24 protein-coding genes are annotated in these 24,070 nt (G+C 71.0%); 12 read left to right on the top strand and 12 right to left on the bottom strand.

Annotation, left to right across the window (positions count from 1 at the left end; all coding sequences use genetic code 11):
- Nucleotides 1–171 precede the first annotated feature (171 nt).
- Nucleotides 172–642, bottom strand: coding sequence for a MarR family winged helix-turn-helix transcriptional regulator (locus C2865_RS22545; protein ID WP_106400529.1), 471 nt, complete (start codon nucleotides 640–642; stop codon nucleotides 172–174).
- A gap of 298 nt (nucleotides 643–940) precedes the next feature.
- Between C2865_RS22545 and C2865_RS22550 the strand changes: the two genes are divergently transcribed.
- Genes C2865_RS22550 through C2865_RS22560 form a run of 3 tightly spaced genes read left to right on the top strand, consistent with a single transcriptional unit; the run spans nucleotide 941 to nucleotide 4,004 of the window.
- On the top strand, nucleotides 941–1,837 hold the full coding sequence (locus tag C2865_RS22550) for an SMP-30/gluconolactonase/LRE family protein (RefSeq protein WP_198653504.1): 897 nt from the start codon (nucleotides 941–943) through the stop codon (nucleotides 1,835–1,837).
- 44 nt (nucleotides 1,838–1,881) lie between these two features.
- On the top strand, nucleotides 1,882–2,763 hold the full coding sequence (locus C2865_RS22555) for an SDR family NAD(P)-dependent oxidoreductase (protein ID WP_106400531.1): 882 nt from the start codon (nucleotides 1,882–1,884) through the stop codon (nucleotides 2,761–2,763).
- A 32-nt stretch (nucleotides 2,764–2,795) separates the two neighbouring features.
- Complete coding sequence (locus C2865_RS22560) at nucleotides 2,796–4,004, top strand: cytochrome P450 (protein ID WP_106400532.1); 1,209 nt, start codon at nucleotides 2,796–2,798, stop codon at nucleotides 4,002–4,004.
- A 117-nt stretch (nucleotides 4,005–4,121) separates the two neighbouring features.
- Here the strand turns inward: C2865_RS22560 and C2865_RS22565 are convergent, their stop codons facing one another.
- Nucleotides 4,122–4,991: an SDR family NAD(P)-dependent oxidoreductase gene (locus tag C2865_RS22565; protein WP_198653505.1), complete on the bottom strand. Its 870-nt coding sequence runs from the start codon at nucleotides 4,989–4,991 to the stop codon at nucleotides 4,122–4,124.
- 32 nt (nucleotides 4,992–5,023) lie between these two features.
- Nucleotides 5,024–5,551, bottom strand: a complete 528-nt coding sequence (locus tag C2865_RS39540) for a nuclear transport factor 2 family protein (protein ID WP_157963870.1) — start codon at nucleotides 5,549–5,551, stop codon at nucleotides 5,024–5,026.
- A 370-nt stretch (nucleotides 5,552–5,921) separates the two neighbouring features.
- On the opposite strand from C2865_RS39540, the gene C2865_RS22575 reads away from it, so the two are divergent.
- The 3 genes from C2865_RS22575 to C2865_RS22585 all read left to right on the top strand — a co-directional run bounded on the left by C2865_RS22575 (nucleotide 5,922) and on the right by C2865_RS22585 (nucleotide 8,439).
- Nucleotides 5,922–7,100 (top strand): 3-ketosteroid-9-alpha-monooxygenase, oxygenase component, encoded by a 1,179-nt coding sequence (locus tag C2865_RS22575; RefSeq protein WP_232835758.1) that lies wholly within the window; start codon nucleotides 5,922–5,924, stop codon nucleotides 7,098–7,100.
- Nucleotides 7,101–7,204: 104 nt separating this feature from the next.
- Entirely contained in the window at nucleotides 7,205–7,402 is a 198-nt protein-coding gene (locus C2865_RS22580) for a hypothetical protein (protein ID WP_157963871.1), read from the top strand.
- Nucleotides 7,399–8,439, top strand: a complete 1,041-nt coding sequence (locus C2865_RS22585; RefSeq protein ID WP_106400536.1) for a ferredoxin--NADP reductase — start codon at nucleotides 7,399–7,401, stop codon at nucleotides 8,437–8,439. The genes C2865_RS22580 and C2865_RS22585 overlap by 4 nt, the downstream gene beginning before the upstream one ends.
- Nucleotides 8,440–8,474: 35 nt before the next feature.
- Here the strand turns inward: C2865_RS22585 and C2865_RS22590 are convergent, their stop codons facing one another.
- Entirely contained in the window at nucleotides 8,475–9,323 is an 849-nt protein-coding gene (locus C2865_RS22590) for an IclR family transcriptional regulator (RefSeq protein WP_106400537.1), read from the bottom strand.
- 98 nt (nucleotides 9,324–9,421) lie between these two features.
- Here C2865_RS22590 and hsaA point away from each other — a divergent pair, with 98 nt between their 5' ends.
- Entirely contained in the window at nucleotides 9,422–10,576 is a 1,155-nt protein-coding gene (hsaA, locus tag C2865_RS22595) for a 3-hydroxy-9,10-secoandrosta-1,3,5(10)-triene-9,17-dione monooxygenase oxygenase subunit (protein ID WP_332873383.1), read from the top strand.
- A gap of 33 nt (nucleotides 10,577–10,609) precedes the next feature.
- Here the strand turns inward: hsaA and C2865_RS22600 are convergent, their stop codons facing one another.
- The gene (locus C2865_RS22600; protein ID WP_106400539.1) at nucleotides 10,610–11,830 is read right to left on the bottom strand and encodes an acetyl-CoA C-acetyltransferase; all 1,221 of its coding nucleotides are present in this window, start codon (nucleotides 11,828–11,830) and stop codon (nucleotides 10,610–10,612) included.
- A 127-nt stretch (nucleotides 11,831–11,957) separates the two neighbouring features.
- On the opposite strand from C2865_RS22600, the gene C2865_RS22605 reads away from it, so the two are divergent.
- Both C2865_RS22605 and C2865_RS22610 read left to right on the top strand, forming a co-directional pair.
- Complete coding sequence (locus tag C2865_RS22605; protein ID WP_106400540.1) at nucleotides 11,958–12,716, top strand: enoyl-CoA hydratase family protein; 759 nt, start codon at nucleotides 11,958–11,960, stop codon at nucleotides 12,714–12,716.
- 15 nt (nucleotides 12,717–12,731) lie between these two features.
- Complete coding sequence (locus C2865_RS22610; protein ID WP_106400541.1) at nucleotides 12,732–13,526, top strand: SDR family oxidoreductase; 795 nt, start codon at nucleotides 12,732–12,734, stop codon at nucleotides 13,524–13,526.
- 40 nt (nucleotides 13,527–13,566) lie between these two features.
- On the opposite strand, the gene C2865_RS22615 is transcribed toward C2865_RS22610, so the two are convergent.
- A complete protein-coding gene (locus tag C2865_RS22615) occupies nucleotides 13,567–15,204 on the bottom strand; it encodes an AMP-binding protein (RefSeq protein WP_106400542.1) in 1,638 nt (545 codons plus the stop codon).
- Between the two features lie 90 nt (nucleotides 15,205–15,294).
- Here C2865_RS22615 and C2865_RS22620 point away from each other — a divergent pair, with 90 nt between their 5' ends.
- A complete protein-coding gene (locus tag C2865_RS22620) occupies nucleotides 15,295–15,921 on the top strand; it encodes a TetR/AcrR family transcriptional regulator (RefSeq protein ID WP_106400543.1) in 627 nt (208 codons plus the stop codon).
- Between the two features lie 44 nt (nucleotides 15,922–15,965).
- Here the strand turns inward: C2865_RS22620 and C2865_RS22625 are convergent, their stop codons facing one another.
- The 6 genes from C2865_RS22625 to C2865_RS22650 form a co-directional block, all read right to left on the bottom strand.
- The gene (locus C2865_RS22625) at nucleotides 15,966–16,721 is read right to left on the bottom strand and encodes a CoA-transferase subunit beta (RefSeq protein ID WP_198653506.1); all 756 of its coding nucleotides are present in this window, start codon (nucleotides 16,719–16,721) and stop codon (nucleotides 15,966–15,968) included.
- A 2-nt stretch (nucleotides 16,722–16,723) separates the two neighbouring features.
- Nucleotides 16,724–17,578 (bottom strand): CoA transferase subunit A, encoded by an 855-nt coding sequence (locus C2865_RS22630; RefSeq protein ID WP_198653548.1) that lies wholly within the window; start codon nucleotides 17,576–17,578, stop codon nucleotides 16,724–16,726.
- Between the two features lie 165 nt (nucleotides 17,579–17,743).
- Entirely contained in the window at nucleotides 17,744–18,874 is a 1,131-nt protein-coding gene (locus C2865_RS22635; protein WP_106400546.1) for an acyl-CoA dehydrogenase family protein, read from the bottom strand.
- A gap of 9 nt (nucleotides 18,875–18,883) precedes the next feature.
- The gene (locus tag C2865_RS22640; protein ID WP_106400547.1) at nucleotides 18,884–19,882 is read right to left on the bottom strand and encodes an acyl-CoA dehydrogenase family protein; all 999 of its coding nucleotides are present in this window, start codon (nucleotides 19,880–19,882) and stop codon (nucleotides 18,884–18,886) included.
- The gene (locus C2865_RS22645; protein ID WP_106400548.1) at nucleotides 19,879–21,045 is read right to left on the bottom strand and encodes an acyl-CoA dehydrogenase family protein; all 1,167 of its coding nucleotides are present in this window, start codon (nucleotides 21,043–21,045) and stop codon (nucleotides 19,879–19,881) included. The genes C2865_RS22640 and C2865_RS22645 overlap by 4 nt, the downstream gene beginning before the upstream one ends.
- Nucleotides 21,042–21,920: an enoyl-CoA hydratase gene (locus C2865_RS22650; protein WP_106400549.1), complete on the bottom strand. Its 879-nt coding sequence runs from the start codon at nucleotides 21,918–21,920 to the stop codon at nucleotides 21,042–21,044. The genes C2865_RS22645 and C2865_RS22650 overlap by 4 nt, the downstream gene beginning before the upstream one ends.
- A 147-nt stretch (nucleotides 21,921–22,067) precedes the next feature.
- Between C2865_RS22650 and C2865_RS22655 the strand changes: the two genes are divergently transcribed.
- Together C2865_RS22655 and C2865_RS22660 are read left to right on the top strand one after the other, a co-directional pair.
- On the top strand, nucleotides 22,068–23,252 hold the full coding sequence (locus tag C2865_RS22655) for an acyl-CoA dehydrogenase family protein (protein WP_106400550.1): 1,185 nt from the start codon (nucleotides 22,068–22,070) through the stop codon (nucleotides 23,250–23,252).
- Nucleotides 23,249–24,064 carry an SDR family oxidoreductase gene (locus C2865_RS22660; RefSeq protein WP_106400551.1) on the top strand — a complete coding sequence of 272 codons (816 nt, stop codon included), beginning with the start codon at nucleotides 23,249–23,251 and terminating at the stop codon, nucleotides 24,062–24,064. Before C2865_RS22655 ends, C2865_RS22660 begins: the two co-directional genes overlap by 4 nt.
- The last annotated feature ends 6 nt before the right edge of the window (nucleotides 24,065–24,070 follow it).

Below are 24,070 nucleotides of genomic sequence, written 5' to 3' on the forward strand. Positions count from 1 at the left end.
GGGGGGGATGCGGCGGGGACGGCCGCGGTGTGCTCGGCAGGAGTGTTAAAACGTTTTAATCTCTGCGTCCAAGCTGGACGATAAATGTGATCCGGAACACCCGTCAAGTGAAAACAGAGATGTACTCGGTTTTTGGGTCCCCCGGCGAGGGGGAGCGGGGCTCTGGTCTTCTCACGTCGGGAACGAGGCGCGGAGGGACCGGGCGAAGCGGCCGAGGAGGCCGCCCAGCCGGTCGACGTCGTCTTCGGGCCAGTCCTTCAGCAGTTCGCCGAGCATCTCGACGCTCGTCCTGTCGATCAGTTCGGCGGTGCGGTGGCCCTCGCCGGTCAGGACGATGGAGACGGCCCTCAGGTCGTCCGGTTCGGCCGCGCGCTCGACGAGGCCGGCGCGCGTCATGCGTGCCAGCACCTTGCTGACGTTGGAGGCACTGGTGCGCGTCGCCTGCGCCAGGTGGGAGGGGCGGGCGGCACCTCCCGTGCGCCGCAGTTCGAGCAGCAGGGTCATCGACGCGGCGTCGGCGTCGACCCCCGCGCGCTCGAGGATGAGATCGGCCATGCCCACGGCCGTCCACCTGCCGATGATCAGGCTGAAGGCCTCGAGCACCCGGCCGAGGTTCTGATCCTGGTCCTTCTCCGAAGTCATCTGCGCCGAGTTCTTCCCTTGGGCCGGTCCGCGTGCTTATGCTGTCGCACCGACATTGTTTCCCATGGACAGTATCCATGACCGGGCGCCGGGGACGCGCCTCGGAAACGAGATGTCGTACACGGGCGCGCCGCCTCGTGGGCTTCATGCCCGCGCCGGGCCGCCGCCCGCCGGTCACCCTCCGCCCGGTGCGCTCGCCTCCACGGCGTCCGCCGGTTCCCGCCCGCCCTCACCTCCGGCGATCACGCTCGGGAAGACGGCCGGGCACTGACCGAACAAGCATTTGATGAGGAGCTCCATGGAGACGTTCACCGCCGAGCGCCTGGCGCAGGGATTCAGCTGGACCGAGTGCCCCCGCTGGCACGCCGGCCGCTTCCACTTCTCCGACATGTACAACCGCCGCATCATCGCCCTGAGCGAGACCGGCGAGGCCGAGACCATCATCGACCTCACCGACCGGGAGGCCCTGGACGGAGCCGAGATCATCACGGTCGGCACGGGGTACCTCCCGGACGGCCGCCTTCTGGTGAACTCCATGTTCGAGAAGGTCGTGCTGGTGGTCGACGACGGCAAGGCCGAGGTCTACGCGGACCTGCGCGGCCTGGCGGCCGGACCGATCAACGACATGGTCGTCACCGCCTCGGGGCGCGCCTATGTCACGCAGCTGGGCTTCGACCTGTGGAAGGGCGAGGACCCCGCGCCTTCCCCGATCATCATCGTCGAGCCGGGCGGCGAGGCCCGCATCGCGGCGGGGACCGAGCACCTCATGGGCGCCAACGGCATCGCAGTGAGCGAGGACGGCTCCACCCTGGTCACCGCGGAGGCGTTCGCCGACAAGGTCTCGGCCTTCGACATCGGCGCGGACGGCGAGCTGACGGGCTACCGGCTCTTCGCACAGCTCGACGAACTGCCCGACGGGCTGTGCCTGGACGCCGAGGGCGCCGCCTGGGTCGCCTTCCCGATCAGCGGCAGGGTGACCCGGTTCGCCGACGGCGGGGAGGTCCTCGCCCAGGTGAGCATCCCCCAGGCCGAGGCGGGCTCCACCACCGCGTGCGGGCTGGGCGGCGAGGACCGGAGGACCCTGTACGTGGCCTGCGGGTTCGAGGTCCAGGACTACGAGAAGTCCCGGCAGGGCGGCCAGGGTTCGATCTGGCGGGCCCGCGTGAGCGTCTCCGGCGGCGAGACGCGGCCCTGACCTCAGCTCCGGCACCCCACTCCGAAACCCCAAGAGGAGCCATCATGCTCGACTTCACCGGTCGCGTCGTCATCGTGACCGGCGCGGGCCGCGGCATCGGCCGCGCCTACGCCCACCTGCTCGGCGCACGCGGAGCCTCGGTCGTCGTCAACGACCTCGGCGGCGACACCGACGGACGCAACCCCTCGGACGGTCCGGCCTCCGCCGTCGCCGCCGAGATCGAGGCGGCCGGCGGGACCGCCGTCGCCAACGCCGGCTCCGTCGCCGACCCCAAGGACGTCGAGGCGCTCGTCGCCCTGGCCGTCGAGCGGTTCGGCCGGATCGACGCCGTCATCAACAACGCCGGGAACTACCGTCTCGGCAAGTTCGAGGAGCTGGAGCCCGAGGTCTACCAGTCCTTCCTCGACGTGCACTACCACGGCAGCCTGCTGCTGTCCCGGGCCGCCTGGCCGCACCTGGCGGCCTCCGGGAGCGGGCGCGTCGTCAACACCGTCTCGGCCGCGCTGACCGGCCAGCCCGACATGGTGCACTACGGCTCGGCCAAGGGCGCCGTCTACGGGCTGACCCGCGCCCTCGCGGTCGCCGGCGCCGCGCACGGGATCAAGGTCAACGCCGTCGCCCCCGGAGCCGGCACCCGGATGATGGACGTCGCGGCCCCTGCCCTGCCGCCCGGCACCGCCGAGTACATGCAGGAGCAGATGCCGCCGGAGATGGTCGCGCCGGTCGGCGCCTACCTGGCCCACGCCGACTGCGCGATCACCGGCGAGGTCCTCAACGCGGCGGGCGGCTACGTCTCGCGCATGGTCATGGTCGGCACCCCCGGCATCCACGACCCGGAGCTGTCCCCCGAGACCGTCGCCGCGCGCATCGACGAGATCACCGACACCGCGAACGCGCAGCCCGCCGAACTCGCCTTCCCGTCCTGACCGGGACCTCAGAGAGAGACACCACGAGACCCATGAAAGCCGATTACCCCTTCGGGCCGGTCAGCGCGGCGGAAGCGCAGGAGATCATGCGCGCGATCCGCGACGACCGGCCGATGACCAAGGTGACCTTCGCGGTCGGCGGCGACGCCTGGCTGGTCCACCGCCACGAGGCGTGCAGGGAGCTGCTGGAGAACCGCACCTTCGTCCGCAAGCCCTTCGTGGACGGCAGGCCTGTCCCCTACGCGTTCGAGTTCCCCGAGTTCCTCACCAAGACGTTCCAGTTCATGGACCCGCCGGACCACACCCGGATGCGCCGTCTGATCGCCAAGGCCTTCACCGCGCGCAGGGTGGAGAAGCTGCGCGAGTCCACCACGGTGCTCGCCAACGAGCTCATCGACCGGATGACCGCGGACGGCGCGAAGAGCGCCAACCTCGTCGACGCCTACATGCTGCCGCTGCCCATCGGCGTCATCGGGGACCTGCTCGGCGTGCCCGAGGAGGGCCGGGCCAACTTCGTGGAGTGGAGCCACGCCCTGCTGGCGACCACCGGCCTGGAAGAGGCCAAGGTCATGGAGCACACCACGGCGCTCTACATCTACCTGTCGGAACTGATGGCGGCTCGGCGTGCCGAGCCGCAGGACGACCTGCTGAGCGCGCTTGCGGCGGCCAAGGAGGCCGACGACCGGCTGACCGACGGCGAGATCCTCGAGATCGCCATGCTCCTGGTGGCGGGCGGCTTCGACAACACCGCCAACTTCATCGGCCAGGGCACCCTGTCGCTGCTGCTCTCCCCCGGGCAGCGGGCCGTGCTCACCGAGGACATCGACGGCAGGATCGGGTCCGCGGTCGACGAGATCCTGCGGCACAGCTCCATGGAGATGGGGAGGCAGATCACCGCGCGGGCCGGTCTGGTGCCGTTCGTGGCGGGTGAGGACACCGAGATCGCCGGCCTTCCCGTCAAGAAGGGCGAGGCCGTCATGGTGGACATCGAGTCGGCCAACCACGACGACAGGGCCTTCGACGGGCCCGATGAGTTCGACCTGCGCCGCACCCGCAACCAGCACCTCACCTTCAGCCACGGGCTGCACCGGTGCGTGGGCGCCTCCCTGGCGCAGATGGAGCTGCAGGTCGGGATCGGCACCCTGTTCAAGCGGCTGCCGGGCCTCGCCCTGGCCGGCGACCCCGTCTACCTGCAGGGCGTGCTCACCGGGGGGATGCTGGACCTCCCGGTCAGCTGGTGACCGGCTGACCCCGGAACCGGCCGTACGCGGCGAGGGCCGTCCGCTCGATCGAGCGGACGGCCCCGTCGTTTCCCCCGGCGGTTTCCGGCCGCACTCCGTGCGCGGCCGGAAACACGGTCAGGAGGCGGGTTCGGCGAGCACCGGGAAGACCTCCCGGGGATCCGCCGGCGCGCTCCGGGCGTCGAGGTGCTCGGCGCGCGAGCGCAGCGCCGCGGCGCCGCGCTCGTCGTCCGAGAAGACCCAGAACTCGCCGGCCGCGATCTGGGCGACCATGTGCTCGGCGGCCTCCACCGGGTCGAGCCCGGAGGCGACGTTGGCCTCCTGCATCCAGGAGAAGAAGCGGTCGGCGAGCGGGTCGCCGCTCGGCGCAGCGGCCTGCGCGTCGAGGAAGATCCGGCTGCGCACCGAGTGCGGCAGCACGGCGCAGACCTGGATCGGCGCCCCGGTGAGGCTGATCTCCTGGTGCAGGCACTCGGTCAGGGCCAGCACGGCGTGCTTGGTGACGATGTAGGGGGTCTGGAGCGGCACGGTCCGCACACCGCCGACCGAGGACAGGTTCGCCACGACGGCCGGGCGCCCCGCCTCGATCATGCGCGGGATGAACGAGCGCACGCAGTGGAACACCCCGTCGATGTTGATGCCCGTCACCTGCCGCCACCTGGTGACGGGGATCTCCCACAACCAGCCGGAGCTCTCGACGCCCGCGTTGTTGACGAGAAGGTCCACGCCGCCGTACGTGTCGAAGACGTGCGCGGCCATCCTGTCGACGGCGTCCGCGTCGGTGACGTCGACCTCGTACGGCTCCGCGAGGCCGCCGCCCGCCCGAATGGCACCGGCGACGGCCTCGGCGCGGGCGCCGTCGACGTCCGCGACGACGACCCGCATGCCCAGAGCGGCCAGATGGCGGACGAATCCCTCCCCGATGCCCGCGGCCCCGCCGGTCACCAGCGCGGTCCCTCCCGCGAACCGCTCGGCTGCGCTCGTCACATGCCCTCCCATGGTCTTCTCGGAATCCCGGTTCAAGCCGATCCCGCATTCCCGTTGGCGGTCGTCCCGCTGACCGGGCGGCCGGCGAGAACGGTCTCACCGCCCTCGGGGAAGCGCGGGAGGGCGTCCATGAAGTCGATGACGACCTCGAGCGAGCGGAGGACGGGACGGCGGGGGCCGGCCACCACGCTTCCCGAGACGATCCCCGAGGTGAGGTTCTTCGGCGCCCCGTTCACGTTCTTCGTCACGAACATGTACGAGGAGAAGCGCGTCTCCCCGTCTTCGACGCCGGTGATGTGGACGTTGGTCGCGAAGTGCCGGATCGGGAAGGGGCTGACCATGCGGTGGCTGGACTGCCACGAGACCACCGCGTCGGCGCCGGTCAGCTCGCAGCGGATGCTCTCCTCGTAGGGGGCGTCGCCGGTGTCGCTGCGGGAGGAGAAGCGCACCTCCTCGTGCAGCAGCTCGCGCAGCGTGGCGAAGTCGCCCTGGTCGTAGGCGAACCACCAGAGCGAGACCAGTTCGGTGACGTCGGCGACCGGGATGGCTGGGGTGGGCACGAGGCATCTCCCATCGTGGTGCGGGGAACGGACCCGGCCACGGTAGGAAGGGCCGTCACCCGTCCAGAAGAGGGTTTCCCGGTCATCGGCCGCAATGGGAGGACGGTTCTGTATGTGCAGGTAGGCCGACCGAAAGAACGCTCTCCGCTGATGATCCATCACCTTTCGTGGTGGTCGATCTCCGGCCGAGGGGCGGCTCACTCCTCCCTCCCGATCAGCGGGAGACCTCATGGTGAGAGCCTCGTCCGCCGCCTTAGCTTCGAAGCGGAGGGAGACCTGCCTCACATTCGCCCGGCGGCCCGCCGTCTGCGTCCCCGGCATATGCCGGGCCGCCCCGGACCGACATCGAATCCCGACTCTGGAGCTTTTCGTGACCACCCCACAGACCGCCGGCGGCGACGGAGTCCGTGTGATCGAGGCGGCGGCGCCTCCCGCGCGTTACGCGCGGGGGTGGCACTGCCTCGGCCTGATCGAGCATTTCAACGACGGCAAGCCGCATGCGGTGGAGGCGTTCGGCACCAAGCTGGTGGTGTTCGCCGACACCAGCGGCAAGCTGAACATCCTCAACGGCTACTGCCCCCACATGGGCGGAGACCTCTCCCAGGGAGAAGTGAAGGGAGACGAGGTCGCCTGCCCGTTCCACGACTGGCGCTGGTCGGGTAACGGCCGGTGCGCGAAGATCCCTTACGCCCGGCGTGTGCCGCCGCGGGCGCGCACCAAGTCGTGGCCGGTGCTGGAGCGCAACGGCCAGCTCTACGTCTGGCACGACCCGCAGGGCAACCCGCCTCCACCTGAGGTGACGATCCCGGAGATCGAGCAGTTCGGGTCGCCGGAGTGGACGTCGTTCACCTGGAACCGGATGCTGATCGAGGACTCCCACTGCCGGGAGATCGTCGACAACGTCGTGGACATGGCCCACTTCTTCTACATCCACTACTCGTTCCCGACGTTCTTCAAGAACGTCTTCGAGGGCCACGTCGCCTGGCAGTACATGAACGGCCAGTCCCGGCCCGACGTGGATCTGGGGACCGGCACCTCCGACGACAAGATGAGCATCTCCGAGGCCGCCTACTACGGCCCGTCCTACATGATCAACCCGCTGAAGAGCGTCATCGGGGACCAGACGAGGGAGAGCATCCTCATCAACTGCCACTACCCGGTGTCGCCGACCAGCTTCGTGCTCCAGTGGGGCGTGATGGTCAAGAAGATCGACGGCATGACCGACGAGGCCGCCGAGCAGTACTGCGCCGCGGTCACCAAGGCGGTGGGGACGGGCTTCCTGCAGGACGTGGAGATCTGGAAGAACAAGACCAAGATCGACAACCCGCTGCTGTGCGAGGAGGACGGCCCGGTCTACCAGCTGCGCCGCTGGTACGAGCAGTTCTACGTCGACGTCGAGGACGTCACTCCCGAGATGACCAACCGGTTCGAGTTCGAGATCGACACCGACCGGGCCAGGGAGTACTGGCAGAAGGAGGCCGAGGAGAACCTGGCCGAAGGACGTGTGATCACGGTGACGGCACCCGCGCAGGCCGGAGCCGGCAACTGAGCGCGCCCGGGGGCGCAACGCCCCCGGCCCGCCTTTCGAAGATCTGAGTCGAGGAGATATCCGTGTACCCGGTGTCCTGCCACCGCTGTGGGACCTGCGTCCTGGTGAAGAAGAACAGTCTCGCTCACACCGAGATCCAGTGGACCACCGAAACGGACCGGTGCGCGGAACTGGGAAAGACCGTCCGGCCGGACGTCCTGCACAGCGTCACGCCGACCTGCGAGGCGCTGCGCGACAGCGTCGAGGCGTCCGTGCGCGGCGGGCTGCTTCCGGTTCCGGACGCCGAGGAGCGAGTCCTTTGAGTGAGACCAGCGCCTGCACGCTGACGGTCCTCGACGTCGTCGAGGAGACCGCGGACGCCCGATCACTGATCCTGGGCGTACCCGAGGAACTGGGGGACCGGTTCGACTACCGGCCCGGCCAGTTCCTCACCCTGCGCATCCCCGGAGCCGAGGGACGGGGGAGTGCCCGCTGCTACTCGCTGGCCAGCGCGCCCGGCGTCGACCCCGACCTGAAGGTCACGGTCAAACGGGTGGACGGCGGCGTGGGATCCAACTGGATCTGCGACAACATCCGCCCCGGGCAGGCGATCGAGGTCCTGCCCCCGGCCGGGGTGTTCACGCCCGAGCGGCTGAACGGCGACCTGCTGCTCTTCGCGGGCGGCAGCGGCATCACGCCGGTGATCTCGATCGTCAAGGCGGTGCTCGCCCAGCCGGAGGGCACGGCCGTGCTGTGCTACGCCAACCGCGACGAGTCCTCGGTGATCTTCTCGGCCGAGCTGCGCGAGCTGGTGGCCCGCGCCCCGGGCCGGCTCCAGGTGATCCACCTGCTGGAGAGCGTCCAGGGCCTGCCGACCGTGGACACCCTGACCGCCCTCGCCGCGCCCTTCGCCGGACGCGACGCGGCGTTCGTCTGCGGTCCGGCCCCGTTCATGGAGGCCGTCACCGAGGCGCTCCGCCGGGCCGGGATGCCCAAGCAGAAAATCGTCCTGGAGAGGTTCCACTCCCTGAGCGGCGACCCGTTCGCCGAACGGGAACCGGTGCCCGAGACCGGCGACGACACCGGGACGGCACGGCTCTCGGTGACGCTGAACGGCAACGTGCACGAGTTCCGCTGGCCCGCCGAGACCAAGCTGCTGGACCTGCTGCTGGCCCGGGGGCTCAAGGCCCCCTACTCCTGCGGGGAGGGCAACTGCGCCGCGTGCTCCTGCCGGGTCGTCAGTGGAGAGGTCAAGATGCTGGTCAACGACATCCTCGAGGAGGAGGACCTGGAGGAGGGCTGGGTACTGGGCTGCCAGAGCGTCCCGATCACCGACGAGGTCGAGATCAGCTTCGACTGACCGGACCGCCTGCGCGCGGGCACGGCGGTCCGGCCTCAGAGCCAGTCGGTCATCCTGGGCCACGTGGCCCAGGAGTCGAGCGTCCCGGTCGGCCAGTCGCCGGCCGGGGCTCCCTCGGAGTCCGGAAGCGACAGGGACGGGCGGGCGTGCGTGGCGGACCAGATCCGCAGCGCCGCCTGCTGGACGGCGGGAGAGAGCCGGGTGAAGTCGAGTTGCCGGGCCGGCCCGCACACCGACAGGGCCGCCACGGCCGGGCCCGGGCCGCGGACCGCCGCGGCGACGCACGCGATGCCGCGCACCGCCTCCTCGCGCTCGAACGCCACGCCGTGCTCGCGCACCCGCTGCAGCTCGCGGACGAACTGGGCGGGATCGGTGATCGTGAACCGGGTCCGCGCCTTGAGCCCGCCCCTGACGACCTCCCGGACGGCGTCGTCGTCGGCGTAGGCCAGGATCGCCTTGCCCACCGCGGTGCAGTAGGCCGGGGCGCGTCCGCCGACCCGCGCGGGCGTCTCGTTCTCCATGGGTCCCTCGATCCGCTCCAGGTAGACGACCTCGGCGCCGTCCAGCACGGCGAGGCGCACGCCGTGGCGGCCCGAGGCGCTCAGCCTGCGCATGAGGGGCAGCGCGGCCTCGCGGAGCGCGTTCTGCTGCAGGGCGAGGGAGCCGAGTTCGAGCATCCGCAGGCCGAGCTGGTAGTCCCTGCCCTCCCGGGAGAGCCAGCGGACGGCCACGAGCCGCTCGAGGATGCGGTGCACCGAGGAGCGGGGCAGGCCGCTGCGGCGGACCACCTGGGAGAGGGACAGGGGGGCGGAGCCGTCGAAGGTGTCGAGGACGCGGACGACCCGGTCGATCATCGAGGTCGGAGCGGGATCGTCGCCTTCCATGCTTTCTTCCTACTCAACGGGAGACTCTTCGGTGAGAATTGTGGCCTAGCATACACAGACCGCATCAACAGGAAGGAAAGGCCATGACAAGCGAGGGGATGCGCGAGGCCGTGGCTGGAATTCTTCCCGATCTGCGGGAGAGGGCGCCTCGGGCGGATCGCGACCGTGCCATTCCGCGCGTGTCCATCGAGGAGCTCGCTTCGGCGGGAGTGTTCCGGATGCTGGCGCCACGGCGGCACGGCGGCGCGGAGGCCGGGATGATCCCGTTCTTCGAGGTGGTCCGCGACATCTCGTCGGCCTGCGGGTCGACCGGCTGGCTGACGAGCTGGTTCGGGGTGCACACGTGGCATCTCGCCCTCTTCCCCGCCAGGGCGCAGGAGGACGTGTGGGGCTCGGGGCCGGACGCCCTCCTGACGGCTGCCTACGCGGCGACCGGTCACATCGTCGAGGTCCCGGGCGGATACCGCATCCAGGGCCGGTGGAGCTGGGCGGTCGGGTGCGAGCACGCGGACTGGGCGCTGCTGGGGGGCATGCTCTCGGCCTCGGACGGCTCCCCCGCCGACCTCGTGACCTTCCTCGTTCCCATGAAGGACCTGCGGATAGAGCACAACTGGGACACCGTCGGGTTGCGTGCGACGGCCAGCCACGACCTCGTCGCCACCGACGTCTTCGTACCCGCCCACCGGGCGCTGAGCTTCGCGCCCTGCCTGCGGTGCAGCGCCCCGGGACAGGAGGTGAACCCGGGTCCGCTCTACCGGCTGCCGCTCCCGTCGATGTTCGCCGCCGCGACCGCCGTGCCCGTCATCGGCATGGCGGAGGGGGCGTACGCCATGCTGGTGGGGTGGCTGCGTTCCCGTCTCGGCATGGCCTGGGCGGGACTCGCGACGATCAGCGACGACTTCAACAGCGCCCGTCTGGCCGCGGCGGGCGCTGATCTCGACGCCTCGTGGCTGCAGCTCCTGCGTGACATGCGCGAGCTCGTCCGGCACACCGAGGCCGACGAGCCCATCCCGGCGGCGTTGCGCAGAAGGGTCCGGCGCGACCAGGTGGTGGCGACGCAGCGTGCCGCCGCGGCGGTGGACCAGCTGTTCGAGCACTCCGGCGGCGAGGTCGTCCGGACGGGCAACCCCATCGAGCAGGCGTGGCGCAACATCCACACCACCCAGGCCTACGCCCTCAACGACCTCGACCGCACCCTGGCCATGTACGGCGCGGGGGAGCTGGCGGTCGAGACCCACCCGCCCATGGTGTGAGTCCCGCGCCGCCGGCTCCCCCGGTGTCCTCTCTCAGGACAGGCGCTCGAGGATGAGCGCCATGCCCTGGCCGCCCGCGGCGCACATGGTGACCGCGCCGAGCCGCCCGTCGCGGTGCCGCAGGCCGTTGACGAGCGTGGTGGTCAGACGGGCGCCCGTCATGCCGAAGGGGTGGCCGAGGGCGATCGCGCCGCCGTGGACGTTGACCCGGTCGAGGTCCAGGCCGAGGTCGTCGCAGGCGGGCAGCACCTGGGCGGCGAACGCCTCGTTGATCTCGACGAGGTCGAGGTCGCGGGCGGTCAGTCCCGCGTGCTCCAGGGCGCGTCCCATGGCCTCGGTCGGGCCCAGCCCCATGATCTCCGGGGACAGCGCGGAGACGCCGGTGGCGAGGATCCTCGCCAGAGGCGTCAGGCCGAGGTCGCGGGCGCGCACGTCCGACATGACGACCAGGGCCGCCGCGCCGTCGTTCAGCGGGCAGCAGTTCGCCGCCGTGACGGTGCCGTCGGGCCGGAAGACGGGCTTGAGGGACGACACCGATTCGACGGTCACCCCGGCGCGCGGGCAGTCGTCGCGGTCGACGACGCTGCCGTCGGGCAGCGTGACCGGGGTGATGTCGAGGTCGAAGAAGCCGTCGGCGAGCGCCTTCTCGGCCAGGTTCTGGCTCCGGACGCCGAACTCGTCCTGCCGCTGACGGCTCACCTTCTTCAGCTGCGCGACGTTCTCGGCCGTCTGGCCCATGGCGATGTAGGGGTCGGGCAGTTCGCCTGCCGTGCGCGGGTCCGTCCAGGGGGCGGTTCCGGCGACGGTCCTGGCCTGCGACCTGGCCTCGGCCTCGGTGTAGCGCGGGTTGCGGGTGTTCTCCATCCCGTCCGACTTGCCGAAGCCGTAACGCGAGACGCACTCCACCCCGGCCGAGACGAAGACGTGGCCCTCGCCGGCCTTGATGGCGTGCAGCGCCATCCGCGTGGTCTGGACGCTGGAGGCGCAGTAGCGCTGCACCACGGTGCCGGGGACGTTGTCGAGGCCCACGCCGATGGCGGCCTGCCGGGCGAGGTTGTATCCCTGCTCCCCGGCGGGCTGCGCGCAGCCCACCATGATGTCGTCGAGGGAAGCGGGGTCGAGCGCGGGGACCTGCTCGAGCGCGGCGGTGACCATCTGGACCAGCAGGTCGTCGGCGCGCATGTCCTTCAGCGAGCCCTTGTACGCCCGGCCGATGGGGGAGCGGGCCATCGCCACGATGACTGCCTCGGGCATGTCTACCTCCAGAACGATGCGGCGCACCGGTCTTCTTCCAGGGCGCCGGGTGGTGTTACGCTACCTAACAAACATTTGGTAGACAACTTCCGGACGCATGCCGGAACGCAGGAGAGAAGGGCAGAGCATGGGCATCACCTCCGTCACAGAGGACGGGATCCACGTCGTCACGATGGACTTCCCGCCGGTCAATGCACTGCCCGTCGCGGGATGGAAGGACCTGGCCGAGGCCGTCACCGAAGCCGGCCGGGCGGAGGGCGTCCGCGTCGTGGTGCTCCGGGCCGAAGGGCGCGGTTTCAATGCCGGAGTCGACATCAAGGAGCTCCAGCAGAAGCCCGGCTTCGACGCGCTCCTCGAGGTGAACCGCGGCTGTTACGCGGCCTTCAAGGCGATCTACGAGTGCGCCGTCCCGGTCGTCGCCGCGGTGCAGGGCTTCTGCCTCGGCGGCGGAGTCGGCCTCGTCGGAAACTCCGACACCATCGTGGCGAGCGAGGACGCCTACTTCGGGGTGCCTGAAGTCGACCGGGGTGCTCTGGGCGCGGCGACTCACCTTTCCCGCATGGTGCCCCAGCACCTGCTGCGCACGCTCTACTACACCGGCCGCACCATCCCCGCCCGGCAGCTGGTGGGCTACGGCTCCGTCCTCGAGGTGGTGCCGCGGGAGCAGCTCGATGAGGCGGCCCTGACCGTGGCGCGCGAGATCGCCGCCAAGGACACCGCGGTGGTCCGCGCGGCCAAGGAGGCGCTCAACGGCATCGACCCGGTCGACGTCAACCGCTCGTACCGCTTCGAGCAGGGCTTCACCTTCGAACTGAGCCTCTCCGGCGTCGCCGACCGGCACCGCGACGCGTTCGTCGCCACGGGCAAGCCGCTGGCCGCGGGCTGAGCGGGGGATCGCGAAATGGCACTGGAGATCGATCTGTCGGGCCGCGTCGTCCTGGTGACGGGAGGCGCGCGCGGGGTCGGAGCGGGGATCGTGCGGACCTTCCAGGAGGCCGGGGCTGTCGTCGAGATCTGCGGTCGTACGTCGCCCGGACCGGAGGGGGACGGCCCCGCGCCCAGGTTCAGCCAGGTGGACGTGCGGGAGGAGGAGCAGGTCCGGCGCTGGGTGAACGAGGTCGCCCAGCGGCACGGCCGCATCGACGTGGCGGTGAACAACGCCGGGGGAGGACCCTTCACCGGATTCGCCTCCGCCTCGCCGCGCTTCCACCGGAGGATCACCGATCTCAACTTCCTCTCGGCGGTGTTCGTCTCCCAGTTCGTCTTCCCGGTCATGAACGCCCGGGAGGAGGGCGGCTCCGTCGTGAACATCACATCGATCAGCGCCCGCCGTCCCAGCCCCGGGACGGCGGTGTACGGCGCGGCCAAGGCGGCCCTGGAGAGCCTCACCAGGAGCCTGGCCGTCGAGTGGGCGCCGCGGGTGAGGGTCAATGCCGTCAGTTGCGGCCTTGTGGAGACCGAGGGGTCCGCCGACCACTACGGCGGCCCCGAGCAGCAGGCGAGGGTGGCCGCGACCATCCCGCGCGGAGTGTTCGCCCGACCGGAGGAGGTCGGAGCCGCCTGCGTCCTGCTCGCCTCGCCGCTCGCCTCGCACATCAGCGGCACCGTGCTCAACGTGGACGGCGGCGGTGAGTGGCCCGCGTTCCTGCAGCACGCGCCGGGCACCGAGAAACTGCCGGGACAGGCCCCCGTGTGATGGTCCGTGCGGCCGCGCCCCGATGCGCGGCCGCACGGCCTCAGCCCTCCGACGGCCGCGCACCCAGCTCCGCCTTGAGGATCTTGCCGCTCGCGTTACGCGGTAGCGCTTCCACAAAGAAGACTTCGCGGGGCACCTTGAAGTTCGCCAGCCGGTTCCTGCAGTGGGCTATGACGGCGCGGGGATCGGGCGCGGCACCGGGCCGGGGGACGACGTAGGCCATCGCGACCGCACCGAGCCGCGTGTCCGGCCCGGCCACGACGGCGGCCTCGGAGACGTCCGGATGGGACGTCAGGGCGCCCTCCACCTCGGCGGGGTAGACGTTGAACCCGCCCACGGTGAACATCTCCTTGAGCCGGCCCGTGAGCTTCAGGCAGCCGTGCTCGTCGAGGCGGCCGATGTCGCCGGTGTGGAACCAGCCGTCCTCGTCGATCGCGGCGCGGGTGGCCTCCTCGTCCTCGAAGTAGCCGAGCATCACGTTGCGGCTCCGTACGAGGATCTCCCCGTCCGCTCCGACGGGAACCTCCGAGCCGTCGGCGATGTCGACGAGACGGAGCTCGACGCCGTCGACCGCCGGTCCGGTCGTCTCCTCCACATGCGCGGGATCTTCATCGGGCCGGGAACGGCTCACCATGACGCATTCGGTGAGTCCGTACGCCTGGGCCACCTCGGCGAATCCGAGTTCCTCGCGCATCCTGTGGAACAGCGCATCGGGCACCGTGGCCGCCCCGGCGGTGGCGAAACGCAGCGAGGAGAGGTCGTGATCGTCCAGGCGCGGGTGGTCGAGGAGCGTGGTGAAGATGGTGGGGGCGCCCGGGAGAACGGAGATGCGCTCGTTCTGGACGAGTTCCAGGAGCCGGTCGGCGTCGAAGGCGGCAACGGGGTAGATCGTCGAGCCCGAGCCCAGCGCGGCGAGGAAACCCGCCTTGTAGCCGAAGCTGTGGAAGAACGGGTTGACCAGCGCGTACCTGTCCTGCGGGGTCAGTTTCGCGCCGGAGGCCCAGATCCGTGCCACGTCGACCGTCTGGCGGTGGGCGCTCATGACGCCCTTGGGGAGGCCGGTCGTGCCGGAGGTGAAGAGGATGTCGCACACGTCGTCGGGCCGCACCTTCTCGGCGGCGGCCCTGGCGGCCTCGGCGGAGACCTCCTCGGCCCGGGCCAGGAAGGCCTCCCAGCTGATCGCTCCCTCCGGCGTGCTCCTCCAGGGCTCACCGGCGGGGGGAACATCCACCACGGCGCCGAGGTGGGGCAGGCCGGGTACGGGACCGGTGGACTCCCCGCCTTCGTGTTCGGCCGCCGCGGCCCGTAGCATGCCGAGGAAGTCATTGCCGAGGAAGCCGTTCGAGGTGATCAGTACGCAGGCGCGGGATCTCGCCAGGATGGCGGCCGCCTCGTGCCCGCGGTACCGGGTGTTGAGCGGCACGACGGAGGCGCCGGCCGACAGTGCGCCCAGCAGGGCGACGACGAACTCCGCCCGGTTCGGCATCCAGATCGCCACGCGGTCTCCGGGGCTCAGGCCGAGGGCCAGGTGGGAGCGCGCGACCCGCTCGGCGAGTTCCGCGAGCTCCCGGTAGTCCAACCGGACGTCCCCGTCGACGACGGCGGGGCGGGAGCCGAACCGCAGGGCGGCACCGCGCAGCAGGGCCGGGACGGTCGTTCCGGGTTCGAAGGTGTGCATGATCTTCCTTCTTTGACCAAATGTTTGTTTGGTATGATGGCCGGACGGTCGTGCGTCCGGTACGGCCCTTCGGCGGAGAGGGAGGCCCTCATGGGGGTGGCGAGGTCGCGTGGAACGGCCGCGAAGGACGAGGCGGCCGACGCCAGGCGCAACCGGCGCGAACATCTCCTGGAGGCCGCGGTCGAGCTCTTCGCGACCAAGGGCTACGCCGCGACGACGATGCGCGACATTGCCGACGCGTCGGGCATCCTGGCGGGAAGCATCTACCACCACTTCGCCTCCAAGGAGGCGATGCTCGACGAGATCCTCCGCGGGTTCCTCGTTCGCCTCCACGAACGCTTCGCCGCCGCCGAGAAGGCCGGCGACGATCCGCGCAAGACGCTCAGCCAACTGGTCAGGATCTCCTTCCTCAGCATCCACGAGTCCCCGCACGCGGTCGCGGTGTATCAGAACGAGACCGGCAGCGACGTCCTTCGCAAGGAGGCGTTCGCCTACGTCGGCGACTACGGCAACCGCATCGAGCAGGTCTGGCTCCGCGTGCTGACCGCGGGACAGATGTCCGGGATGGTCCGGCCGGACTTCGACGTGAAGGTGGGCTACCTCTTCATCCGCGACGCCATCTGGTCCGCGGTGCGCTGGTACCGGCCCGGAGGCCAGATGAGTCCGGAGAGCCTCGCCGAGCAGTACCTCGGCCTGCTCTACAAGGGCCTGGACTGAGAGGCGGCCGCCTGAGGGGCGGCCGCTCTCAGGCGGCGCCTCGCTCAGGCCGGGACTTCTCGGGAACGCAGGGACTTCGGGTCGATGACCTCGCGGATCAGCCGCAGTTCCTCGGAGGTCGGCGTACGGGTCTCCACGGCGTCCGTCCCGTCCAGGTCGAAGCCGGTGCTGCGCTGCACCTCCTCGACGGTGACGCCGGGATGCACGGACCTGATCCGCAGCCGGCCGTCGGGCCCGTAGTCCAGGACGGCCAGGTCGGTGATGACGACTCCGAGGTCGTGGAACCGCAGGGCCGCGCCCCCGTTCGCCCGCGCCCGGTCGTTGCCGACGCCCGAGACGACGTCGACCTTCTCGACGAAGACCCTGCTCGAGTGCCGGGAGACCCAGTAGTTCGTCCGGTGGTTCACGGTGTTGCCCGGCGCGCCGCGGACGCCGATCAGCTGCCGCTTCGGCTGCCGCCAGTCGCCGATGCAGGAGATGTTCTGGTTGCCGTACCGGTCGAGCTGGCTCGCCCCCATCATGCTCCGGCGGCGGCCGGACTGCAGGATGTCGAAGATGCTGCTGAACGGGGCCCAGGCCTCGACCACCCCTCCGTCGGCGGCGGTCTTGCCCAGCGGCGCGGGTTCGCTCATGAAGAACGCCTCGCCGTCGGACAGCACGAGGTCGGGGGAGTGGGTCAGCCGCGCCAGACGGGCGCTGAGCGCCGGGACGGTCCCCACCGCGTGCGCCAGCACCTCCCCGGCGTTGCGCCAGGAGTCGGAGGCGGCGACGACGCAGACTTCTGCTCGGGTGAACTCCATGGTCAGGCACTCCTCGTTCCGGTGCTGGCGAAGTCGGCGACGGCGGCCTGGTACCCGCTCTCGTCCCCTCGCAGGTAGGCCTCCTCGAAGCGGCTCCAGGACTCGGGGTCCTTGGCGGCGGCTGCGTACTCCCGCTGGAACGCCTCATCGCGGTCGTAGTCGGGGACGCAGGAGGTGAAATGGGCGCCGTGAGGCGTCTCGATCACACCGTCGACGTACATCCGCCGGATGAGGAGGGATTGGAAGGGCGCCTCGCGCAGCCGCTCGGTCGGGACGATCTCCTCGCAGCTGAGGTAGCAGCGGTCGGCGGCCATGGAGTACAGGTCGTCGAAGTACGGGTCGGGGCCGAGGTACTGGCCGTTGCCCGCGGCGTCGGCGCGGTTGAGGTGGATCAGCGCGACGTCCATGCGCAGCGCCGGCATCGCCACGTACTCCTCCCCGTCGTCGTAAGGGGAGGTGACGGTGCGAAGCCCGGGGTTCATGGTGAGGACGTCGGAGGCGAGGCCCGCCCGCGTGGGCAGGAACGACAGCCGCTGGGCCGCCGCCTTCAGGCCCGCCACGAACATGCCTTCGTCGTACTCCGCGATCTCCACCGAGCCGCTCTCCCTGGCCGCCCGGAAGTGGGGGTCCAGCGGGATGCTGTCCAGCGAGACGAAGCCGTAGGCCACCTTGCGCACCTTCCCCGCGGCGCAGAGCAGCCCGACGTCGGGCCCGCCCAGGCTCACGACCGTCAGGTCGGTGACGTCGGTGCGCAGCAGCGCGCGGACGAGCGCCATGGGCTTGCGCCGGGAACCCCAGCCGCCTATGCCCACGGTCATCCCCGACTCGATCGTGGAGGCGAACTCCTCCACGGACATCGTCTTGTCACTCAACGAGGTGACTCCTCTCCCCGGCACGGGATCCGCGCCGGACACGGAAGCGTTGCCGACGAACGGCTTGATTGCGAAAAAACGCTCCGGCATCCTGAACCGACAGTATGCACCAAACGGTCATTTGTTTGAAGAAGGGCGGGGTGGTGCACCTCAGCCCCTGTCGGTGGCGAGGCCCAGGTGCTCGAAGTACCTGCGGCGGTGCTCATGCGGCTGCCCGAACAACTGCGACATCGCGTGGGCCCGCTTGAACAGCAGTTGCGCGTCGTGCTCCCAGGTGATGGCGATGCCGCCGTGCAGCTGGACCGTCTCCCCGGCCACCGTGTTGAGCGCGTCGGAGCACCACGCCTTCGCCGTGGCCGCCCGTTCCCGCAGGTCCGGGGCGCCCTGGGCGGCGGACCAGGCCGCGGCCCAGGAGAGGGTCCGTGAGGTCTCGACGTGGACCAGCATGTCGGCCATCCGGTGCTTGAGCGCCTGGAAGGAGCCGATCTGGCGGCCGAACTGCACGCGCTCCCCGGAGTACCGGACCGTCATGTCGAGTCCGCGCTGCGCGGCGCCCACCTGGAGCGCGGTGACGGCGACGGCCGCCACGTCGTGGAGCTCGCCGAGCAGGTCACCGGCGTCCGCCGTGAGAGGCCGCGCGGGCGCGGAGTCGAGATCGACGCGGGCGAACCGCAGGGTGACGTCCAGAGCGGGAGTGGACTGCCGCCGCACCCCGGCCGAGGCGGGATCGACCTCGTACAGCCCGACCGTGCCGGCGTCGTTCCGGGCGACGACGAGCAGGACGTCGGCGGTGGCCCCGTCGAGCACCAGGTGGGCCGAGCCGGTCAGCACCGGATCGCCGCCCCCGGGGTGCGAGGCGTGGACGTCGGAGCGGTCGCGGTGCCAGCCTCCGTCGGCCGACGCCCAGGCGAGCGCGGCCGACGTCGTGCCTTCCGCGATGCCGGGGAGCAGGCGCGCGCAGGCTTCGGTGTTCCCGGAGCGCAGGAGGGCCTGCGCTCCGAGCACGGCGGAGCCGAGCAGCGGGGACGGCACCAGGGCGTATCCGAGCTGCTCGAGGACGACGTGCGTCTCGAAGAGCGTGAAGCCCGCGCCGCCGTACTCCTCGGGGATGGCGAGCGCCGCCGCCCCGATCTGCTCGCAGAGGGTCGACCACAGCCCGGGATCGTGGCCGAGCCCGCTCCGCGCGGCCTCGCGCACGGAGGCGCTGTCGGCGCGCCGGTCGAGCAGGGCGCGGACGGTGGCGGCGAGTTCGGTCTGCTCATCGCTCAGGGCGAAGAACACATGCCCTCCTCATGCGGTCGTGGCGGTGATGGCGGCGAGCACCCTGCCGCGGTGGAAGGCAGGGGTGCCCCAGGCCGTGACCAGGGCTCGGATCTTGTTGATCCACAGGCCGAGGTCGTACTCCTCGGTGTAGCCGATCGCCCCGTGCGTCTGGAGCGCGATGCGGGAGGCGAGGTAGGCGGCCTCGGCGGAGGCGACCTTGGCGGCCGAGACGTCGCGGGGGGCGTCGGCGCTCCCGGTGGCGAGCGAGACGGCGGCGCCGTAGACCAGCGGGCGGGCGAAGTCGAGGGCGACCCTGACGTCGGCGAGCATGTGCTTGAGCGCCTGGTACTCGCCGATGACCCGGCCGAACTGCCGGCGGGTCCCGGCGTACTCCACGGAGGTGGCCAGCGCCCGTTCTCCGGCGCCGAGCAGCTGCGCGGAGCAGGCCAGCGCGGCGGTGTCCAGCGCCTCCGCCACGACGGCGGCGTCGAGCCGGACGAGCTCCTCTCCGGGCAGGACTTCGAACAGCCTCCGCGATCGGTCTACGGACACCCGCAGCTCACCCGCCGCCGCGGTGGACAGCGCCGCTCCGTCGAGGCGGAGCACCACCTGGGCGGCGTCGGCGTCGAGGGCGAACGGTGTCGCCGGGGGAGCCGCGACGGTGACGATCGCCGCCCCGTCCGCCAGGCCCTCCAGCGCGGGCAGGGCAGGTGCCGCGTCACCTGCCGCGGCGAGCAGCGCCGGGGCGAGGACCACCGACTCGACGTACGGGCCGGGCACGAGGTGGCGGCCCAGCGCCTCGAAGGCGACCACCACGTCGACGGGTCCGGCGGAGAGGCCGCCGTGCTCCTCGGGGACGCGCAGCGCGGTCACGCCGACCTCCGCCAGCCGCCGCCACAGGTCGAGCCCGCCGGAGAGGTCGCCCTCGGCCCAGCTCCGCGAGACGGAGGGGACCTCCGCCTTGCCCAGCAGGTCGTCGAGCGCCTCGGCGAAGCCGCGGTGCTCGTCGGTCAGAGCGAATCTCATCGCTTCCCCCTCGGCAGGCCCAGCAGGCGCTCGGCCACGATGTTGCGCTGGATCTCGTTCGTTCCGGCGTAGATGGGCCCGGAGAGGGCGAACAGGTAGCCGTCCATCCAGGCGCCGCCGGCCGCCGCGCCCTCGTCGCGCAGCTCGGCCTCCGGGCCGAGCAGGTCGAGCGCCGTCTCGTGCAGCCGCACGTCGAGCTCCGACCAGAAGATCTTGTTGACGCTGCCGTCGGCCCCGATGTCGCCGCCGCCGGTGAGCCGGGCGACGGTGCCGAAGGTGTAGAGGCGGTAGGCCTGCGCGGCGATCCAGGCGTCGGCGACGCGCTCGCCCAGCGAGGCGGGGGCCTCCTGGCCGCGCTCCTTCCACAGCGCGGCCAGCCGGTCCGCCGCCGCGCAGAAGCGGCCGGGGGAGCGCAGGGACAGGCCGCGCTCGTTCCCGGCGGTGCTCATCGCGACACGCCAGCCGTCGCCGGGCGTGCCGAGGACGTCGGCGTCGGGCACGAAGACGTCCTCGAAGAAGATCTCCGCGAAGCCGGGGTGCCCGTCGAGCTTGCCGATCGGGCGGACCGTGATCCCCTCGGCGTCCAGCGGGAACAGGAAGTAGGTCAGGCCCCGGTGCCGCTCCTGCGAGGGGTCGGACCGGAAGAGCCCGAAGCCGCGGTGCGCGAACGCGGCGCGGGAGCTCCAGGTCTTCTGGCCGTTCAGGACCCAGCCGCCCCGGGCGTCGTCGCGGACCGCGGTGCTGCGCAGCGCCGCGAGGTCGCTCCCGGCCTCGGGCTCGGACCAGGCCTGCGCCCAGACCTCGGTGCCGTCGGCCATGGGGCGCAGGTAGAGCTCCTTCTGCTCGGCGGTCCCGTACTCGAAGATGATCGGGGCGAGCAGGGAGATCCCGTTCTGGGCGACCCGCGAGGGCGCGCCCGCGCGGTAGTACTCCTCCTCGAACAGGACCCACTCCAGGAGGGAGGCGTCCCGCCCGCCGTAGGCGGCGGGCCAGGAGACGACGGACCAGCCGCCGTCCGCGAGGGTCCGCTCCCACTCGCGGTGCGCGGTGAAGCCCTCAGGGGTGTCCATGTTCGGCAGGGGCTCGGCGGGCACGTGCTCGCGCAGCCAGGCCCGCGCCTCCTCCTGGAAGGCGCGTTCGCGTTCGTCGAGGTCGAGGTTCATCGGGCTTCCTCGGCGCGCTTGTTCGCCTTCGCCATGCCGCGGGCGTCCAGGCCCGCCAGCGAGTCGGCGCTCACCTCGGCGTTGTGGGCGTGCGCGGCGTGGTGCAGCCCGAAGACCGAGTCCATGCCGGAACGCATGCCCTGGAGGTCCTCGGCCTGGTTGATCGCCTTCTTCGTCAGCGCGAGGCCGAAGCTCGGCATGTCGCTGATGCGCTCGGCGAGCTCCACGACCTCCGCCTCCAGCCGCTCCCGCGGCACCACGTGGTTGACCATGCCGAGCTCGTGGGCGCGCTGCGCGCTGAAGCGGCCGCCGGTGTAGAGGAACTCCTTGGCCGCGCGCGGGTTCATCACCCACGGGTGGGCGAAGAACTCCACTCCGGGGATGCCCATGCGGACGACGGGGTCGGAGAAGAAGGCGTCCTCGGACGCGACGATGAAGTCGCACGACCAGGCGAGCATCAGGCCGCCCGCGATGCAGGCGCCCTGGACCATGGCGATCATCGGCTTGGGGATCTCCCGCCAGCGGCGGCACATGCCCAGGTAGACCTCGGCCTCGCGGGCGATCCTGCGGTCGACGCCCTGCTTGCGGGTGTGGTCCCACCAGATGACGGCCTTGCGCTCGAACGACTCGTCGACGTCGCGGCCGGGGGTGCCGATGTCGTGCCCGGCGCAGAAGTGCTCGCCGTTCCCGGCGAGCACGATGACCTTGACGTCGTCGTCGTCGACGGCGCGGACGAACGCGGCGTCGAGCGCGTAGGTGACCTTGGAGTTCTGCGCGTTGCGGTACTCCGGCCGGTTCAGCGTCACGAAGGCGATCGGGCCGCGGCGCTCGTAGAGGACTACCTGCTCCTCGGACGCCGGCTGTTCACTGCTCATCGAATCTCGTCTCCCTCTGAGCGGTCATGGGGGTTGCGTGCCGCCCCGTAGAACGTATACCAAACAAATGTTTGATTTAGTATGGTCGCTTCCGCCTTCGGCCGCCACCCCCGCGGCCGAACGGAACCAGGAGACGGAGAGGCGCGCGTGGACCTGACGTACTCGGCGGCGGACGAACGATTCCGCGAGGAGGTGCGGGACTGGCTGGAGACCCACCTGACCGGCGACTTCGCCGGTCTGCGCGGCCTCGGCGGCCCCGGGCGCGAGCACGAGGCGTTCGAGGAGCGGCTCGCGTGGGACCGCCACCTCGGCGCCCACGGCTGGACCTGCCTCGGCTGGCCGGCCGAGCACGGTGGACGCGATCTGGACCTGCTGCGCCAGATCGTCTTCCACGAGGAGTACGCCCGCGCTAACGCCCCGGCCAGAGTGAACCACCTGGGCGAGGAGCTGCTGGGGCCGACCCTGATCGCGCTGGGCACTGAGGAGCAGAAGACGCGCTTCCTGCCGGCCATCGCCGCCGTCGAGGAGCTGTGGTGCCAGGGCTACTCCGAGCCCGGCGCGGGCTCCGACCTGGCCTCGGTGTCGACCCGCGCGCGGCTCGAGGGAGACGAGTGGGTCGTCGACGGTCAGAAGACGTGGACGTCACTGGCCCAGTACGCCGACTGGTGCTTCGTCGTGGCGCGCACCGTTCCCGGCTCCAAGCGCCATGCCGGGCTGTCGTACCTGCTCGTCCCGATGCGCCGGAAGGGCGTCGTGATCAGGCCGATCCTCCAGCTCACCGGAACCTCCGACTTCAACGAGGTCTACTTCGACGGGGCCCGCACCGAGGCATCCCTCGTCGTGGGAGAGCCCGGTGACGGCTGGAAGGTCGCCATGGCCACCCTGGGCTTCGAGCGCGGCATCTCCACCATCGGGCAGCAGGCGGCCTTCGCCCGCGAACTCGAAGCGATCACCGGGCTCGCCCGCCGCAACGGCACGATCGACGACCCGCTGATCCAGGACCGCATCGCGCACGCCCGAATGGGCCTGGACCTGCTTCGGCTGCACGCGCTGCGCACCCTGGCCGGGCGGGGCCCGGAATCGCAGGGCCCCGCCCAGGCGTCGGTGTCGAAGCTGGTCTGGGCGACTTGGCACCGCTCGCTCGGCGAACTGGCCATGCAGGTCGCGGGCGCGGGATCACTGCTCGTCGAGGGCGCGCCGTACGAGCTCGACGAGTTCCAGCGCCTGTTCCTCTACACCCGTGCCGACACGATCTACGGCGGCTCCAACGAGATCCAGCGCAACATCCTCGCCGAGCGCGTGCTCGGCCTTCCCAGAGAGGCGAGGCCTTGACCCACTTTGAGACCCCTCCCAAAACCGAGCAGCCGGCACCCGACTACGTGCCCGGACACGGACTGCTGGAAGGCCGCACCGTCGTGGTCACCGCCGCGGCGGGAGCCGGTATCGGCTCGGCCGCCGTCCGGCGCTGCCTCGAGGAGGGCGCCCGCGCGGTCGTCCTCGGCGACACCCACGAGCGGCGGCTGGAGGAGGCCGTCCGCGCGCTCGGCGACGAGTTCGGCGCCGACCGGGTCACCGCCGTACCGTGTGATGTGACCGAAGAGACGCAGATCACAGCGCTGCTGGACGCGGCGGAGCCGTTCGGCGGCGTCGACGTGATGATCAACAACGCCGGTCTCGGCGGCACCGTCTCCCTGCTGGAGATGACCGACGAGCAGTGGCAGAAGGTCCTGGACATCACCCTCACCGGGACCTTCCGCTGCGTCCGGGCCGCGGGAAGGCGCATGGTCGAGGCGGGCCGCAAGGGCGTGATCGTCAACAACGCCTCGGTCGTCGGCTGGCGCGCCCAGGAGGGCCAGGCCCACTACGCGGCGGCCAAGGCCGGGGTCATGGCCCTGACCAGGTCCGCCGCGATGGACCTCGCCCCGCACGGCATCCGGGTCAACGCCGTCTCGCCGAGCCTGGCCATGCACCCGTTCCTGGAGAAGGTCACCACCCCGGAGTTCCTCGCCGAGCTGAAGACCAGAGAAGCGTTCGGCAGAGCGGCGCAGCCCTGGGAGATCGCCAACGTCATGGTGTTCCTCGCCAGCGGCTACTCCTCCTACCTCACGGGCGAGGTCGTGTCCGTGAGCAGCCAGCACCCCTGACAGGAG

This window comes from Actinocorallia populi, from assembly GCF_002995495.1.
Lineage (GTDB): Bacteria > Actinomycetota > Actinomycetes > Streptosporangiales > Streptosporangiaceae > Actinocorallia > Actinocorallia populi.